Source organism: Evansella cellulosilytica DSM 2522 (assembly GCF_000177235.2).
Taxonomy (GTDB): Bacteria; Bacillota; Bacilli; order Bacillales; family Salisediminibacteriaceae; genus Evansella; species Evansella cellulosilytica.
This window is the reverse complement of the sequence record NC_014829.1, coordinates 3,092,459-3,108,537: the sequence shown is the minus strand read 5'-3', so window position 1 is coordinate 3,108,537 and position 16,079 is coordinate 3,092,459. Positions and strand designations below refer to the sequence as shown.

Below are 16,079 nucleotides of genomic sequence, written 5' to 3'. Positions count from 1 at the left end.
AGCCATTGCCAATACTTTCTACAATTATGGGAAATTGCAATGGTTACGCTCGTCGCTCGCCTGGTAGGATAAATCCACTCCTATCAGGCTTTTAAACGATTGCGACGGCTACGCACATTGCTTAGGGACACTGTAAAAGTGAAAGAACACCACTTTTTCAATGCCCTGCTTCACGAGCTCGGTTTTAGTTTTTCTTATCAAGTTGAAAGCTATATTGTACAGATCTCTAAAGGGCATTTACCACATTGAACGTAATTCTTTAACGTATTAATATTAGTAAGAACAATATATCCACGTTCCATATAAACGATATTATCTTGCTTTAAATCATTTAACAGACGGTTAATCGTCTCACGACTTGTTCCTATGAAGTGAGCAATGTCTTGGTTTGTAAGCTTTTTATTAATACGAATCCCTTTTGGATGTGATACACCATAAGAGTTTGCAAACCGAATTAATATAGAATAAAAAGCGCCTGTTTTTCCGTATAAAAGCAAATCAGAAAATTTCGCCTGCGTTGATTGTGTATTACGGGCAAACAACTTAATAAATGCAACTGCAATTTCCCCGTGTTGAGAAAATAGAGCTTCTAAGTCTTTTTTATCAAATCTAATTAAAGTTGCATCTTGGACTACTTCGCTAGTCATACTTGCGCTCATGTCATTAAATAAGCAATACTCTCCAAAAACATCACCTTTCTGCTTTAAGTGAAGGAAAAACATTTTTTGGTCAATTGTCATTTTACTTAATCTAACTTGACCACTTTTAATAAGATATAGGTGATTAGCTTCTTCTCCCTCGTAAAATAGTATTTGGCCCTTTCTTATAAAAACTTCTTGTCCGTGTAATAACAATGTATGTTGATCTTCATCACGTAACTGATCAAAGAAAGGGGTATATTCCTTTAGTGTTTCATTGTTTTTCATAAAAATTATCCTTTCAAAAACAGAAATATTGATCAATAAGAAGCGAAAAAGCATAGCATATAGCATGATTCCATTCATTCTCAAAAAGGTAAGAAAGTAGCTAAGAAAAGACATTTATAGCAGTGAAGCTCATATATCGCTTTTCTTCTTATTATAACAGAAAGGAGTCCTTATAAGTGCCTATCATTCCATCTAGAATATGGATAAGACACCTTTTTAATGAAATGACAGAAACAGGATTAAAACGTATCCCACGATTTCAAGCATTAATGAAACATAAACAAGACTGGAAGAAAGATGAATGGCTATTATTCCTTTATCAACAGGGGATGATGCCGATTCATCGCCAAACAAAGACACTATGTGAAAACTGGATGAGAGGAGAGCCAAATAAAGGACTGAGAAAACAATATGACATGTTAATAGAAAAGTTTGCAGGGCCAGATGTAGATATATTTGCATTCCCTATTAACACAGAAAATGAAGCATTGATGAACGTGATGGAAGGGAAAAATGGTATAACCTTTCCAAACTTTATCATTTTATTTTTTCAAGAAGGAACTTCTATTAAAGAAAAACAAGCACTGCTTACGCATGAATACCATCATGCATGTAGGCTATATCATCAAAATAATGATGAAAAGTCAGTAACGTTGTTAGAGTCTTTTATTATGGAGGGATTGGCCGAGTGGGAGGTAAAGAAAATAGTCGGTGAGAAGTATGTTTCCCCGTGGATGACTCGATATACAAGAGATGAATTGTTGGCGTGGTGGAAAAGAGGTATTAAAGAAAAGAGGAATATTCGCGGAAGAGAGAACCACCATCAATATTTATATGGGGGATTTAGAGGATATCCTAAATGGCTCGGTTATTGCCTTGGGTACAGAATGGTAGAGTCATTTATAGAAAATCATGGAGAAGTGCCGGCAAAAAAACTTATAAAAATAAATCCAGAAACAATTTGTAATGAATCTATTTTCTCAAATAAATAGAATTTGTCCTAATTAATTGTCCTTTTTTACGAGGATGTTTCATAAATATGAGTAAGAATACGATTATGTTAGGTTATCACTTATACAAGAAGGAAAGGAGGAGAAAAATGATTACAAGATTTATATTTTTATTTATTGGTTTTGGACTTGCTGTTGCAGGGGGAATAAGCCTTGTTGCTTATTTGAATTTATTAACAGTAGGCTACACCATAAAAGATTATGCACTATTTCTGCTAGGTAGAATCGAATTTTACATTTTTCTTCTCGGACTACTTCTTGTATGGGGAATGATATATTTGCCGATAAGGCGAAAATAAATTATTAATTATACTGTTTTAGTGGAATAAACTGGTTACCTCCTGCCCATACTGTTGATAAATAAATATACGTATAAGGGGGTTAACATCTATGCTCCATATGCGGGACGTATGGGTTAATTGGTTTGAAGGAGAAGAGAATGGATATAACGTTTGCGAATTTTTTGAATGGCGTAAAGAAGATAGGATAGAATTGTTAGATCAAGTTGTCGTAATAAAAATGCAAAGTAATTTATTTGACTATATTGAAAACACGCTTCAGGAATTACCAGAAGAACTTTTGGCTGATGTGTATAAACAGAGTTATGTAAGAAGAAAAAGTCAACGCGTCGAGTTAGAATATTGCTTTATCGCTACTGATGGTGTTAGATCAATAGTTGTTGATACTATAGGATATCATACCCCTGTTAGGAAAAGTAGACTCGTTCCTCGTCAAGAAGAACAATTGCTGACATTAGTTGAGTCAGAGCTTCAACGAGAGTTTTATATGGATTACTTGGATTGTGAAAAACAGTATCACATCCTTTCACCAGAGCCTTCTTTAATGAAGGGATTGATTCGAAAGGAGCGTCAATTAAAGCAGATTTTATTTATGGCCCTCGATCAGCTATATAATGATGCGGAGGAAGCTGAACTCAAGTACTGGTATACAGAATGGGCTCCTCATAAATATAGAGAAATTCAAGAAATGAGCTATGAAGAAGCTTGGAGCTGTCTATATGAAGATATTAAGTACGGGTGGTCCGAAAAGCATGAAGATTATTGCTTTACTATGATCAAAGGTCAGCCATTTTTTGAAAAACTATGGGAACTACAGCAAGGTGAAATCGAAAAGAAAAATGTACGATGAAATTTCTACGGAAATCCAAACTTTGTTTGGATTTTTTTTGTGTATATCAAATTAAGTTTGGAATTTTGTCCCTTCTAAGTTCTTTCTAGGTGGAGCGGGGAGTGTATCCGGGATAATGTGAAGCCTGGGGAACTGTGAACCCGGGTTCAAAAGTATCAGCTTCAAAATGGTAGTAAAAGAGAGTATGAAGGCGTTTGAAGGTGAGGAAAAGGAACCCGGGTTAAAGCGAACCCGGGTTCAAAAGTATCAGCTTCAAAAAGAGAGTAAAAGAGAGAATAGGGGCGTTTGAAGGTGAGGGAAAGGAACCCGGGTTAGAGCGAACCCGGGTTCAAAAGTATCAGCTTCAAAATGAGAGTAAAAGAGAGAATAGGGGCGTTTGAAGGTGAGGGAAAGGAACCCGGGTTAAAGCGAACCCGGGTTCAAAAGTATCAGCTTCAAAAAGAGAGTAAAAGAGAGAATAAGGGCGTTTGAAGGTGAGGGAAAGGAACCCGGGTTAAAGCGAACCCGGGTTCAAAAGTATCAGCTTCAAAACAGTAGTATCAGTTTACCCTCTTAAATGAACAATACATTTACACTTTTAAAGAAATGGCTATCTTAGCGCTCAAGCATTTACCTTCTTTTTCGTCCTAATCCCATCGCCCTTTCGGCCTTTTTCAACATTTTAAATGCTTCTTTATTTGCTTTTTCTGCGCCGTGATCTAATATAACATCGAGTTCTTCTGATTCAATAAGCTCGTAGTAACGTTCTTGTATAGGTTTAATGACTGATACAACTGCTTCAGCCACATCGGATTTGAAATCTCCGTATCCCTTTCCAACATATTTATTCTCTAAAGAATCTATACTTTCTCCTGTACAAAGTGAATAAATCGATAGTAAATTTGCTACACCAGGCTTATTTTCTTTGTCGAATCGGACTTCGTTTTCTGAGTCAGTAACAGCACTTTTAATTTTCTTAATAATTGTTTTTTCTTCATCTAACATTGAGATAAAACTTTTCGGGTTGGGGTTAGATTTACTCATTTTTTTAGTAGGTTCCGTTAGTGACATGATTCTAGCCCCTACTTTAGGAATCTTTACTTCTGGAATTGTAAAGATGTCATTGTATTTTTTATTAAATCTTTCTGCTAAGTCTCTCGTTAGCTCTAAATGCTGCTTTTGATCCTCACCGACTGGAACGATATCTGTTCCATATAACAAAATATCAGCAGCCATGAGAGGAGGATAAGTTAGCAGTGCTGAAGAAACACCTTCTTTTCCTGCTGATTTATCTTTAAACTGTGTCATTCTTTCAAGCTCACCGATGTAGCTGACGCATTGCATAATCCATCCTAGTTGGGCGTGGGCTGGGACTTCCGATTGAATAAATAACGTTGATTTGTTATGGTCAATCCCCACTGCTAAATATAGTGCCGCTAAACTACGAATGTTTTTTTTCAGCGTTAATTTTTCTTGTGGAACGGTAATGGCATGTTGATCAACGATACAAAAATAGCAATTATTTTCATGTTGTAAGTCCACAAAATGCTTCATTGCACCTAAATAGTTTCCTAAAGTTAATGTTCCGCTCGGCTGAATACCAGAAAAAATAGTTTTCATTTCAAAACCCCACCTTTGCAAATATTATAAAATGTAAATTAGCTTTAGCTAAATTTCATACATAAAAAAAAGCCCATTCATCCCTGGAATAGGGACGAATGGACCGTGTTGCCACCCTGATTATTTCTAAAAAGAAATCACTTATTACCCTCGCTACAAAGCTACAAATAGTAAGGGGTTTCAATATAACGTTTGAATGACGTCGAAGCCTACTGTGAGTGTATCAGTTCAACTTGAAGGCTCCAAAGTCCATTCCTTCTCACCACATTATCTGCTCCCAGCAAACAACAGACTCTCTGTAAAATGCTACATGAAAAGTACTACTCTTTATCATTGCCTACGATTTATTAATTTTTTTTTATTATACGCCGTTTTTATTTTAGATGCAAACGAATTTTAATTGATATAAGTAATGGATGGACAAAGGGGCTCATATGATAAAGTGGAGGGATGTCCATGACTTTAAAGAAAAGGTTACAATTCGTAGGGGTATGTTTTATTTTATTTTCTCTAGGCCTATTATATTTACAATCAAATCATGAACTCGCTTTAACTCAAAGAGCAATGACAGAAGTGTCAGAAGGAATTGATAAAGGTGACAAAGCCTTTCCAATTTCCCTAAAGAAATTATCAGGAGAAAATATAGAGTTAGCTGAATATGAAGATCAAAATATCTTTTTATTTTTCTTCACTACATGGTGTGAAATTTGTTCAGAGCAATGGAATCATCTACAAGCTGCAAAAAATGAAGGTTTCATGGATGGGACGAAAATAATCGCCATTAATTTAACGGATGAGGAACGAAATGTGGATGATGTTATTCAGTATGCAGCTAATGTACCAATTGATGATGTGACTATATTACTTGATGAGGATGGCGTCGTACAAAATACGTATCAAGTTGCAGTTGTACCAACACGATTGCTGATTAATAAAGGTGGAATTATTGAAGATCGGGCTTACGGCCTTATGACTTTTAACCAAATAAAGGAAAGTTCATTTTTTCAATAAAAACATAAAGTAAAATGTCTATCATCGCTGCTGCATATGTAAAAAAGCGGCTGTTCCAAAAACTAGTCAAGATTCTGGCAATGGAGCCACTCGCCGCGCGCCCACTATAAGAAATTCAATTCACTTATAGTGAGCTTTAAGGGATTGCGGCAGCTCCGCACATTGCTTTGAGGTTGGTTTAAAAATTCAACCTTCTAAGTCAACCTCTTAGTGGAAATTTAGCTTAAAGTGAAAATGAGATAACTAGATACGAAATATACAAGAATGAGTAATATAGAAGGTACTGGATAAGAAAACTTTGGCTTCGTTTTTGTTTGCCAAAGTATGATCGCACCTAGCACAATCGTGTTTAATACAATAACCGCAAGTGCAGTAATGGCACTGACTTGGTTTGCCGCGGCTAGAATACTACCCTCCCTATAAAGGAGGTCTGTAAATGCTAAAATTAATAAGTTGAAAATATTACTTCCTAAAATATTCCCTATTGCTAAATTATAGTTTAATAATTGAATGGCAACTAAAACAGTAACCAATTCTGGCAATGAGGTTGCTCCTGCAATGAGAAAGCTTCCAACAAAACTTGAGCTAATTCCTGTAGATTGAGCAATTTGATCGCCTGAAATAGTTAATAATGATCCGGTAATGAATATAATGAATGCAAAACCAGCAAACCCATACTTTGCTTTTTTTAATGATATTGCTCTAGTATGATGTGCTTTTTTTACTTCCTCAGTAGGGATTGTTGCAGCAACTTCACTATTTACGTGCGTACTTTCGTTTCCACCGGATACATATCGCATACTAATTCCGTAAAAAATAATTAACAAATATGACTCAATTCCGATATTGAATAGGGTGATTCCAGTAGGAACGAGAATAGTAACCAATACTAAACCAGTTAGGCCCAGACTTATAAAGCCTGTAAAAAGATGATCTTTATGAATTTCTGTCATCATTTGTCTTCGTCTATAAATAAGGTCAATGGTCGCTAAAATCAATAAATTGAATAAATTGCTTCCTAATACATTTCCGACGGCGATATCAGGGTTGTTTAAGAACACGGCACTAGCACTTGTAGTAACCTCTGGTAAGGAGGTTGCCCCTGCTAACAGTAATGTTCCAACTAGCATTCCACCAAGAGAAGTTCGCTCACTAAGCACATCTGCATAGGTTGATAATTTAATGGAAGAATAAACAGTAATGGTTGCTGCTAATAAAAAAATCAAGTACATCATTTTAATCGCTTCTCCTTTTTTATGAACAAAAAACAGACCTTTTTATGAAATGGCAATAGTAAGCATGAACTACTGTCATTTCATAAAAAGGTCTTGCGTACTTTGCTATTGCAAAGCTTAACGGACCGAGCGTAATATTCGCCGTAATGACGATCCGTTAACCGTGAGGTCGCTACTCCCCTTTTTAAAGGGTGTTTTTCTATTACTATTAATCTATCAGTAAGTAACTGTCTGGTCAAGAAAAAAAATAAAGCACTACAAAATTGTAGGCTTCTTCAGCTAATGCGCAAGTTTAATTTACCTTCAACCTTTTTGTCTAAGCTCTCTAATTTAAAGATTGCTTCGCTATTTGAAATGGTTTTGTAGTGATGCTTACCTCCAGGTTCTTCATCTGCTTTATCGGCTAATGCAACCACTTCTTGAAGCGGTTCTAACTGAAGATTACCATCAGGTAAGTAAGAATCTGTATGAAGCAAAATAGCTAAAGCAATTTTTTTCGCAAAAACAGGATTTTCTCCGAGTCTAATTAAAAGTTTATGTGCTCTTTCTGCTCCTTTAATTGCATGGATGTCATTTTGTTTATATAAGCTGTAGTCCCAAGAGCCGTTTTTATACCAAGTGTAATGACCGATATCATGTAAAAAAGCAGCCTTTACAGCTAGATCAGGATTTACATCAAATTCTTGCGAATAATCGAATGCATACTGGGCAGTGGAGATAGCATGAGCTAACCCAGACCGGGTAATATATTTTTGCGCGATAGGGTGCTGATACACATCAAGTAATGTGACACGTTTCATTAGTACCTCCTCCTTTATATAAAAAAGTATATTGTTCAATATTGTATTTACTTTTTATATATTTGTCAATCCCTTTTTTCTATTTCTTAAAAACGAGAACAGGAAAAAGTAATAATGATATTTTCTATGTTTCTAGCATATTATTCCTAATAATAGAGAAATGAAGCTATTTATTACAAAAAAAGGAATAGTGAAATATAAATTGTGCATTGGTGTATGGTGCTTTCCAATGTATAATTAAGGTAATAAGTTGTCCAAACATTCATTTTTTGAAAGTTCAAAAAGGAAATGGGCTACTAGTATAATGGTGATTTTGAGAAGCACCTTAAGAAATAACAGAAATAGAAAAGGTTGTGAATACGATGGGGAAAACGAAACTATTTTTAGCAAGTATCACGGCTTTACTAGTTTTTGGTGGAGCAAGTGCTTTCGCTGAAGAAGCAGATGAAGTAAAAACAGCTGCATACCACCAAGAAAAGCAAACGAACCTAGTTGAACGAGAGTGGCCAGACATTGTTGCTCGATTTGTTGTGTTTGATTCAGGGTATACGTTTGAATACCCGGATGCGGTGCGTGGGATATACGTAACAGGAAATACGGTAGGTGTTCAACGTTTTGATGAATTAATTGAGTTCCTGGATACGACAGCGCTGAATTCAATGGTAATTGATATTAAAGAGGATCACGGCTGGTTAACTTATCGCCCTGACGAAGATTCACCATATTATGAGATCTCTCAAAACTTCATCCCAGATACTGAAGCAATGATGAGTAGGCTAGAGGAGCACGAAATCTATCCGATAGCAAGAGTCGTTGTATTTAAGGATTCCGTTCTTGCTGAAAAAAGACCAGATCTTTCCTTTTTAGAAAACGGTGAAGTTTGGAAAAATAATCGTAATGAAGCTTTTGTTAATCCCTTTTTAAAAGAAGTTTGGGATTATAACATTGATATCGCAATAAAAGCTGCTGAGATGGGCTTTCAAGAAATCCAATTTGACTATGTTCGTTTTCCAGAAGGATTCGAGCGTCGTGATGATATTTTAGAATATGATGTTGGGCCATACACTGATGGGGATGACAACGTACAAAAACGAGTGGATGCAGTTACAGACTTCGTGGCATATGCGAGAGAGCAATTGGAGCCATATGATGTAGACGTGTCTGTTGACATTTTTGGTTATGCAGCGACAATTTCCGAGGCGCCAGGGATCGGACAAAATTTTTCAAGAATATCTGATAACGTAGACGTGATCTCTTCGATGATTTATCCAAGTCATTGGACACCATACTTTGGTATTGATAAACCTGACCTATATCCTTATGAATTAGTTGATGAGTACGCTAAAGTGGAAAATGAAGTGTTAGGTGCATTGGAAACGCCACCTGTCTCACGTCCGTGGATTCAAGATTTCACTGCTTCATGGTTAGGGCCAGGAAATTACATGACATATGGTGTTGATGAAGTTGAAGCACAAATTAGGGCATTATATGACAACGATATTTACGAATTTCTGTTATGGAATGCTAACAACCGCTATACAAGAGGAGTAAATTATTTAGAACCATAATACACGGAGGATGATCGTAACTGCAAGTAGCCTTTACGGTCATCTTTTTTTCGCCTATAGGGTGATCATTTTCCTCTACCCCGCTCTGGTGGATCATTAGCTAATGCTATTCAAGCATGTGTCTCGCCCCTTTGTTTGAATAAATTTAACACTAACCTTAAACAGTGCATTTATTTATGAAAAAACAAGCTATACAAAGGATTTCATTGTATCTTTTATTATGAGAAAGATCGATAGTCATAACCAGATAATATTAACAAAAATGAGTTGTAAGCATGTAGTAATCTTGTTTATCATTTTGGAAATATCGCATATAATATAAGGAGATATGTTACCTTGCGTTAAACGAAAGCAAGCTAAATTAAACAGGAAAAGAGAGGTTAAACATCAATGAACTGGTATGAAAAGTTAAACCAATACTTTCCTATAGAAGAAATGAAATCGAAAGAGCATATGGAACTACTTTTAAAGGAAAAGAGAGAAATATACAAAAAAGATGATGGCCCAAATCATGTGCTAATGTATGTTGAAATGGATGACTTTATATTTATCGATTACCTTTTTGTTTCTAATGAGGCAAGAGGACAAGGGCTAGGAAAAAAGTTATTAGATAAATTAAAATCTAAAAGTAAACCAATTATTTTAGAGGTTGAACCAATTGATTATGATGATTCAGATACACAAAAAAGGCAACGTTTTTATAAGCGTGAAGGCTTTAAACACGCTAAATCTATAGGTTATCATCGTCGATCTATAGCAACAGGGGAAATCAATGAATTAGAAATTTTATATTGGTCGCCTTCGAATGAATCAGAAGAAAGTATTTATGAGAAGCTTCGTCACACGTATGAAAACATTCATACGTACAAAGATGAGGAATTGTATGGAATGCCATATGAGGATGCTGATGAAGTATTTAGCTTTGAGTCAGATGAACAATCAGCTCCATAAGTCTTTCTTGCTTTCGTCTTTTAAAGCACAATAAATGAAGGAGAGTGTTTACGATGAAAGGAAGTACGAAAAGGAAAAGGTTGAAAAAGGAACTGTGGAAAGATTATTTAAAGCGTAAGTGGGATGAAGTAAACAAAATTCCTAAGCGTAATCCAAGTACTCAATCAAAAACAATTGCATAAATAAATGTTGTTACGGGGGATATCCATTTAAATCAATATTTCTTTGGAATCCCCTTTTAAATTGATAATGAAAGAGTCTAATTGAAAATATCACTTTATGTAAAATAAGCACTTTTTTTGTTGGAATTGGTTAGGATATAGGTCTAATTTATAAAAAATATAAAAAAAACTTCATATTTTCATTAGAAATACGTTTTAATATTTGTTTTATTGGGTAATTGACTACTGTTAGAGTAAAAAAACGATACCATTATTAGAAGTCAACTTTTAAAAAAAGTTCTATCCAAATTATAATAATTATAGTATAATACATATTGTAAACATAAGATATCAATTCATTCACATACACGCTTCTCTTGGACAAATTATGGAAAGGGGAATATATACATGGTTACACTATTTACATCACCAAGTTGTACTTCTTGTCGAAAGGCAAAAGCATGGTTGCAAGAAAACAATATTGAATTTGTTGAAAGAAATATTTTTTCAGAGCCTTTATCTGTTGAAGAGGTAAAGGAAGTAATAAGAATGACTGAGGATGGAACAGATGAAATAATATCTACTCGTTCTAAGGTTTTTCAAGAATTAGATGTTGAGGTAGATGCTTTGCCGCTACAAACATTATTTCAGTTAATTAGTGATAATCCCGGTCTGTTAAGACGTCCGATAATTCTTGACGAAAAACGAATCCAAGTAGGCTATAATGAGGCTGAGATTCGCAGATTCTTACCAAGAAAAGTAAGAACTTTCCAGCTGCAAGAAGCAACAAAAAAATTAGTAAATGAATAATAAGTAAGAGGGTGACTAGAAAGGTTGTTATTGACCTTAAGTCACCCTCTTCATTTTATAGCAGGTTTTTAAGATTGAAGAGCTTTACGATTGTACAGCCAGCCTCCTAATAAAGTTAGAACTACAAGTAATATTGTGAACATCGTTGCATTTACTCCAACACGATCAATGAAATCTGAAACTGCAGCTTCGTGTAAGATCATCTTTGCTGCTGTGTATACGAGGATACTAGCACCAATATAAATGATAAAAGAAAATTTAGTCATTAAGTAAAGAATAAGCTTGCTTCCCCAAATAATAATTGGGACAGAAACTAAAAGTCCTATTAATACTAGTACTCCGTTTCCATTAGCAGCACCAGCAACAGCTAGTACATTATCAAAGCCCATGACTACATCAGCTACTACGATTGTTTTAATCGCATCACTCACTTTTGCTTCTCCTCTAATATCGTGATCTTCTTCTGTATTCGTCATTAATTTAAAGGCAATCCAAAGGAGCAATATACCACCAATACTCATTAAGTATGGTATAGCCAATAATTGAACGGCGACAAGTGTGAGGATTGCTCTAGCGGCAATGGCGAGCATAATACCAGCAATGATTGCTTTGTTTCTTAAATGTGGTGGTAGCTTTCTACACGCTAGAGCAACAACGATTGCATTGTCACCACCAAGTATAATGTCGATACCAATAATTGTAAGAAGAGAAATGATAAATTCTGAGCTCAAAGGTTGATTCCTCCTTAGTTATCCAATTAAAATAGAATTAGTTATTTTTAAATATAGTCATCGTCTAATAGACAAGGAATCTTCAATAATATATATACAAGCTCTTACTATTTCAGAACTTACTTTCATTCTTTTTCATTTGCTATGCAGAGAAAGGAATTTCACAGAGGTAGATCGGTAAAAAGCTGTTGGTAATTTGATATAAACAAAGTGTGGGAGAAGCTGGAGCTACCCAAGGTGGGGGAATATGTTGAAGTAGTAAAAAATTAATGCGTAGAAGGACTAAAATTAAGGTCATTTTTTCCAAGGCTATGAACATACTATACAATATCACAAAGTTTTTAAATTCGAAGGTAATATTGTATAATTGTAGTTAGAAAAAAGAAAGTTGTTATTGGCAATCATAAGTTGTTTACTTTTTTCTTAATTGGGTATAAAATACTCATAACTTATAAGGTGGTTGTTCTCAATGTAGACGCAAGACTCTAAGAAAGGGTGAGAACAAATGGAAATTGAGAGAATAAACGATACTACGATTAAGTTTTATATTACCTACCACGACATGGAACGTCGCGGTTTTCATAAAGATGAAATATGGTATAACCGTGAACGTGGAGAAGAACTTTTTTTCGAAATGATGAACGAAGCAAATGATCAAGAAAGTTTCGAATTAAATGGGCCGTTGTGGGTGCAAGTACACGCACTAGAAAAAGGATTAGAGATTATCGTAACGCGCGGACAAATGAGTGGTGATGGAAACCTTAAACTTGAAATCCCAATGGATGAAGAAAAGGATGATATGCCAGTGGATAATAATATTGTCGATATGCTTGATAGTCAGTTTGCCGGTGATAAAGATACTGAATTAGTAAAAGATCATTCTTTAAGTGTTGTTCTAGGATTTAAGGATCTCGAAGACATCATTTCTTTAAGTCATGTCTTTTATGATGAAGTTGAAACAAGCATGTATAGCTTTGAGGGGGTCTATTATGTATACGTGACGCTAGACGAAACGTATACTGATGATGAGCAAGATAACCTTCTTAGTCGTATGCTCGAATACGGTTATGAATCGGACATAACGATACATCGAATTTCAGAGTATGGAAAAGAAATCTTTGCCGAAAATGCATTGTCCCAATTACGTTCAAAGTTTTCTTAAGTAAAAAGTCTTAATGGGATATTTTAACAAAAGCCGATGGATTCCATCGGCTTTTTGTTTCCTAAATGATTAATTCATAGTATATTTAAAGATAGAGCATAGAGAGATAAAAAGGGGAAAATTATGTTAAAACGTATTCAATTAATTGTCTTTTTAACAATTCTATGTATTGTATTATTTGCTACACGACAATATTGGGAGAGCTGGGTTGTCGGTGTATTTAGTATTTTGTTTTCTTTATCCGCTTTTTTTATTGCAGTCGTTATATTCTTTGAAAATAGAAATCCAACAAAAACAGTAACTTGGTTAGTAGTGTTAGGTACATTCCCGATAGTAGGCTTTTTCTTTTATTTAATGTTTGGTCAAAATGTAAGGAAAAGAAAATCATTCAATAAAAAAGCGATTGAAGATGAACAGGCTTTTCACCATATGGAGGGCAACCGTCCCCTTGATGAGACGAAGCTAAAAAGAATGTCAGACCATCAGCAAAAGCTATTTAGGTTAGCTAATAAAATAGGCAATAATCCGATCTCGTTTCAAACAGAGACAAAAGTATTGACTGATGGGAAGGAAACGTTTACATATATAGTGGAAGCTTTAAAAAAAGCCGAGAACCACATTCACCTTGAGTATTATATCGTACGACATGATGAGATTGGGCAGGAAATCAAGCAGATTCTTATAGATAAAGCGAAAGCTGGCGTTGCAGTAAGATTTTTATATGACTCTGTTGGTAGCTGGAAACTAAATAATGATTATGTGGAAGAGATGCGACAGGCTGGTGTAAAAATTGTCCCGTTCTCCCCAGTGAAATTTCCATTATTTAATCATAGAATCAATTACCGTAATCATCGAAAAATTATTGTTGTTGACACAACTTATGCATTTATTGGAGGATTAAATATAGGGGATGAATACTTAGGGAAAAATAGATATTTCGGACATTGGAGAGATACACATCTTTTTGTTCAAGGAGAGGCTATTCGCAGCTTACAACTTATATTTTTAAGAGATTGGTATTATGAAACAAAGGAAAATGCCTTCCATCAAAATTATTTATCTCCTAGTTTAGCATCTAAGCCAGATGATGGTGGCGTTCAGATGATCGCGAGTGGTCCGGATAGCAGGTGGGAAATTTTAAAAAAGTTATTTTTTACGATGATTACATCTGCAAACAAGTCGATTTGGATTGCTTCACCATACTTTATCCCAGATGAAGATATTTTAAGTGCCTTAAAAATTGCTGCTCTTAGCGGTGTTGATGTTCGGATATTAGTTCCTAATAGACCTGATAAACGTATTGTTTTTTATGCTTCAAGATCCTATTTTCCTGAACTGTTGGAGGCTGGTGTAAAAATTTATGAATATAATCGAGGATTCATGCACAGTAAGTTAATTATTGTTGACCATGAAATTGCATCGATCGGTACAGCCAATATGGATATGAGAAGCTTTCATTTAAATTTTGAAGTGAACGCCTTTCTTTACCAAACGTCTAGTGTAGAGCGGTTAGTGAGTGATTTTATATACGATATGGAACACTCTACAGTAATTCGAGAAGATGTATTTAAAAATCGTTCTTTTTCACATAAAGTCATTGAATCTACCTCAAGGCTATTATCTCCGCTTTTATAGTCGGTATCTTACTTGAAGGTGGGATACCGTCCGACCCTTTCTAAATGATATATCCCCAAAAAAGTATATTAAACCTGAGAAAGAGGTGTTTTTCTTGTTTGTTGCTATGCGCAGTAACGGTTCTATTCTACATTTACTAAATAAAAATTGGACGAGAGAGGAGTTGGAAAGAGATAGAAGTATATTTGAATACGAATGTTTTATTTGTAAGGAAAAAGTGATACTAAAGCTAGGCACACAACAATCTTGGCATTTTTCACATATGCCTGATAGTCAATGTACGGAAAAAAGAGAAACAGAAGATCACAAAAAAGGAAAGCTTTTGGTCGCAAATTGGCTTCAAAAGCATGGGTTTCATCCGAAAGTGGAATGGTATATTCCAAAAATGAAACAACGACCTGATGTGTATGTGGAAATAAAAAAAGTAAAGTATGTCATTGAAATACAAAGAGCCTTTCTTTCAGAAGAAGTTCATAGAAGACGGGATCATAATTATTTAGAACAAGGATTTGTGCCGATTTGGATTGGTTTAAAGAATAAATTTTCTCATCCTATCATGAGAAAGACAAACGTATTAGATGCGTTGCTAATGCGGCCATCACCTCAATGGCACGCAATTTATTTAGACATTAAGGACTCTGTTTGGACTATATATACAAACTTTAAATATGTAACAAGACAAAAAACGATTATTTTTCCTCTTCACAGCGACTTTAATATATCTCCCGTTCAGTTATTTTCACTAAAAGGGCTGACCCCTACAATATCATACACTCATTTTTTAAAAACGTTTTACACACACTGGCAATATGAAATTAAATTAAGACGTCAAAAGTGTTATTTATCAATGACACGTACAGAAAAAGCAATGCTACGAATATTTCAACAGTATCAACTTAACCTCAATTACTTTCCCGCGCTTGGCTGCTTACCTTTACAATCAAATTTTTACTTCAATACAGCCCCAATGTGGTGGCAATCATGGATAATTATAGAATGTATTAATAAGAATATACTAAACGGTAAAATTGAGGCTAGTAAAATAATGAATCAATTATATTACCTTATAGAAATTGGGATATTTCACTTAAGACCTTTAGGGAAACATCCAAAGGAGCTTCTATTTGAAGCAATCACGGAATTTTTTGATATGCTTACGTATTTTAACGTATTGAAGAAACAATATAATAATGTATACTTTGTTATACATCATATTAATATAAATAAACAGCTGGACACACTATGTATGGATGATTTATACATTCAAAGCAAGATAGAGGGGGGATTATGTAGCAATGTAGTGGAATAATCATTCGAGTTTAGAAATATTT

The 16,079-nt window shown here is 34.8% G+C and carries 16 protein-coding genes and 1 other annotated feature; of the genes, 11 read left to right on the top strand and 5 right to left on the bottom strand.

All coding sequences use genetic code 11. The features are described 5' to 3' along the window. Positions 1 to 209: 209 nt before the first annotated feature. Positions 210 to 926 carry a Crp/Fnr family transcriptional regulator gene (locus tag BCELL_RS14435; RefSeq protein ID WP_013489498.1) on the bottom strand — a complete coding sequence of 239 codons (717 nt, stop codon included), beginning with the start codon at positions 924 to 926 and terminating at the stop codon, positions 210 to 212. 176 nt (positions 927 to 1,102) lie between these two features. On the opposite strand from BCELL_RS14435, the gene BCELL_RS14430 reads away from it, so the two are divergent. The 3 genes from BCELL_RS14430 to BCELL_RS14420 all read left to right on the top strand — a co-directional run bounded on the left by BCELL_RS14430 (position 1,103) and on the right by BCELL_RS14420 (position 3,085). Continuing rightward, entirely contained in the window at positions 1,103 to 1,918 is an 816-nt protein-coding gene (locus BCELL_RS14430) for a DUF2268 domain-containing putative Zn-dependent protease (protein WP_013489497.1), read from the top strand. A 107-nt stretch (positions 1,919 to 2,025) separates the two neighbouring features. Then, complete coding sequence (locus tag BCELL_RS14425) at positions 2,026 to 2,235, top strand: YuzI family membrane protein (RefSeq protein WP_013489496.1); 210 nt, start codon at positions 2,026 to 2,028, stop codon at positions 2,233 to 2,235. A gap of 91 nt (positions 2,236 to 2,326) precedes the next feature. After that, the gene (locus BCELL_RS14420) at positions 2,327 to 3,085 is read left to right on the top strand and encodes a YjbA family protein (RefSeq protein WP_013489495.1); all 759 of its coding nucleotides are present in this window, start codon (positions 2,327 to 2,329) and stop codon (positions 3,083 to 3,085) included. Between the two features lie 609 nt (positions 3,086 to 3,694). Here BCELL_RS14420 and trpS read toward each other — a convergent pair. Further along, on the bottom strand, positions 3,695 to 4,684 hold the full coding sequence (gene trpS / locus BCELL_RS14415; protein WP_013489494.1) for a tryptophan--tRNA ligase: 990 nt from the start codon (positions 4,682 to 4,684) through the stop codon (positions 3,695 to 3,697). An 87-nt stretch (positions 4,685 to 4,771) separates the two neighbouring features. Beyond that, positions 4,772 to 5,027: a binding site (T-box leader), on the bottom strand. 113 nt (positions 5,028 to 5,140) lie between these two features. On the opposite strand from trpS, the gene BCELL_RS14410 reads away from it, so the two are divergent. Next, positions 5,141 to 5,695: a redoxin domain-containing protein gene (locus BCELL_RS14410; RefSeq protein ID WP_013489493.1), complete on the top strand. Its 555-nt coding sequence runs from the start codon at positions 5,141 to 5,143 to the stop codon at positions 5,693 to 5,695. A 218-nt stretch (positions 5,696 to 5,913) separates the two neighbouring features. Here BCELL_RS14410 and BCELL_RS14405 read toward each other — a convergent pair whose 3' ends face one another. After that, a complete protein-coding gene (locus BCELL_RS14405; protein WP_013489492.1) occupies positions 5,914 to 6,930 on the bottom strand; it encodes a sodium:calcium antiporter in 1,017 nt (338 codons plus the stop codon). A 275-nt stretch (positions 6,931 to 7,205) separates the two neighbouring features. Beyond that, positions 7,206 to 7,730 (bottom strand): HD domain-containing protein, encoded by a 525-nt coding sequence (locus BCELL_RS14400; RefSeq protein WP_013489491.1) that lies wholly within the window; start codon positions 7,728 to 7,730, stop codon positions 7,206 to 7,208. 362 nt (positions 7,731 to 8,092) lie between these two features. Here BCELL_RS14400 and BCELL_RS14395 point away from each other — a divergent pair, with 362 nt between their 5' ends. The 4 genes from BCELL_RS14395 (at position 8,093) to spxA (ending at position 11,220) form a co-directional block, all read left to right on the top strand. Continuing rightward, positions 8,093 to 9,298: a putative glycoside hydrolase gene (locus tag BCELL_RS14395; protein WP_013489490.1), complete on the top strand. Its 1,206-nt coding sequence runs from the start codon at positions 8,093 to 8,095 to the stop codon at positions 9,296 to 9,298. A gap of 390 nt (positions 9,299 to 9,688) precedes the next feature. After that, on the top strand, positions 9,689 to 10,249 hold the full coding sequence (locus BCELL_RS14390) for a GNAT family N-acetyltransferase (protein ID WP_013489489.1): 561 nt from the start codon (positions 9,689 to 9,691) through the stop codon (positions 10,247 to 10,249). A 53-nt stretch (positions 10,250 to 10,302) separates the two neighbouring features. Further along, positions 10,303 to 10,431, top strand: a complete 129-nt coding sequence (locus BCELL_RS23220; protein ID WP_013489488.1) for a hypothetical protein — start codon at positions 10,303 to 10,305, stop codon at positions 10,429 to 10,431. Between the two features lie 387 nt (positions 10,432 to 10,818). Then, positions 10,819 to 11,220 (top strand): transcriptional regulator SpxA, encoded by a 402-nt coding sequence (spxA, locus tag BCELL_RS14385; RefSeq protein WP_013489487.1) that lies wholly within the window; start codon positions 10,819 to 10,821, stop codon positions 11,218 to 11,220. Positions 11,221 to 11,288: 68 nt separating this feature from the next. On the opposite strand, the gene BCELL_RS14380 is transcribed toward spxA, so the two are convergent. Continuing rightward, positions 11,289 to 11,951 (bottom strand): TerC family protein, encoded by a 663-nt coding sequence (locus BCELL_RS14380; protein ID WP_013489486.1) that lies wholly within the window; start codon positions 11,949 to 11,951, stop codon positions 11,289 to 11,291. Between the two features lie 505 nt (positions 11,952 to 12,456). On the opposite strand from BCELL_RS14380, the gene mecA reads away from it, so the two are divergent. From mecA to BCELL_RS14365, 3 genes are all read left to right on the top strand, one after another. Next, positions 12,457 to 13,113 (top strand): adaptor protein MecA, encoded by a 657-nt coding sequence (gene mecA / locus BCELL_RS14375; protein WP_013489485.1) that lies wholly within the window; start codon positions 12,457 to 12,459, stop codon positions 13,111 to 13,113. A 123-nt stretch (positions 13,114 to 13,236) separates the two neighbouring features. Next, on the top strand, positions 13,237 to 14,748 hold the full coding sequence (gene cls / locus BCELL_RS14370; RefSeq protein ID WP_013489484.1) for a cardiolipin synthase: 1,512 nt from the start codon (positions 13,237 to 13,239) through the stop codon (positions 14,746 to 14,748). A 94-nt stretch (positions 14,749 to 14,842) separates the two neighbouring features. Continuing rightward, positions 14,843 to 16,057 (top strand): competence protein CoiA, encoded by a 1,215-nt coding sequence (locus BCELL_RS14365; protein WP_013489483.1) that lies wholly within the window; start codon positions 14,843 to 14,845, stop codon positions 16,055 to 16,057. The last annotated feature ends 22 nt before the right edge of the window (positions 16,058 to 16,079 follow it).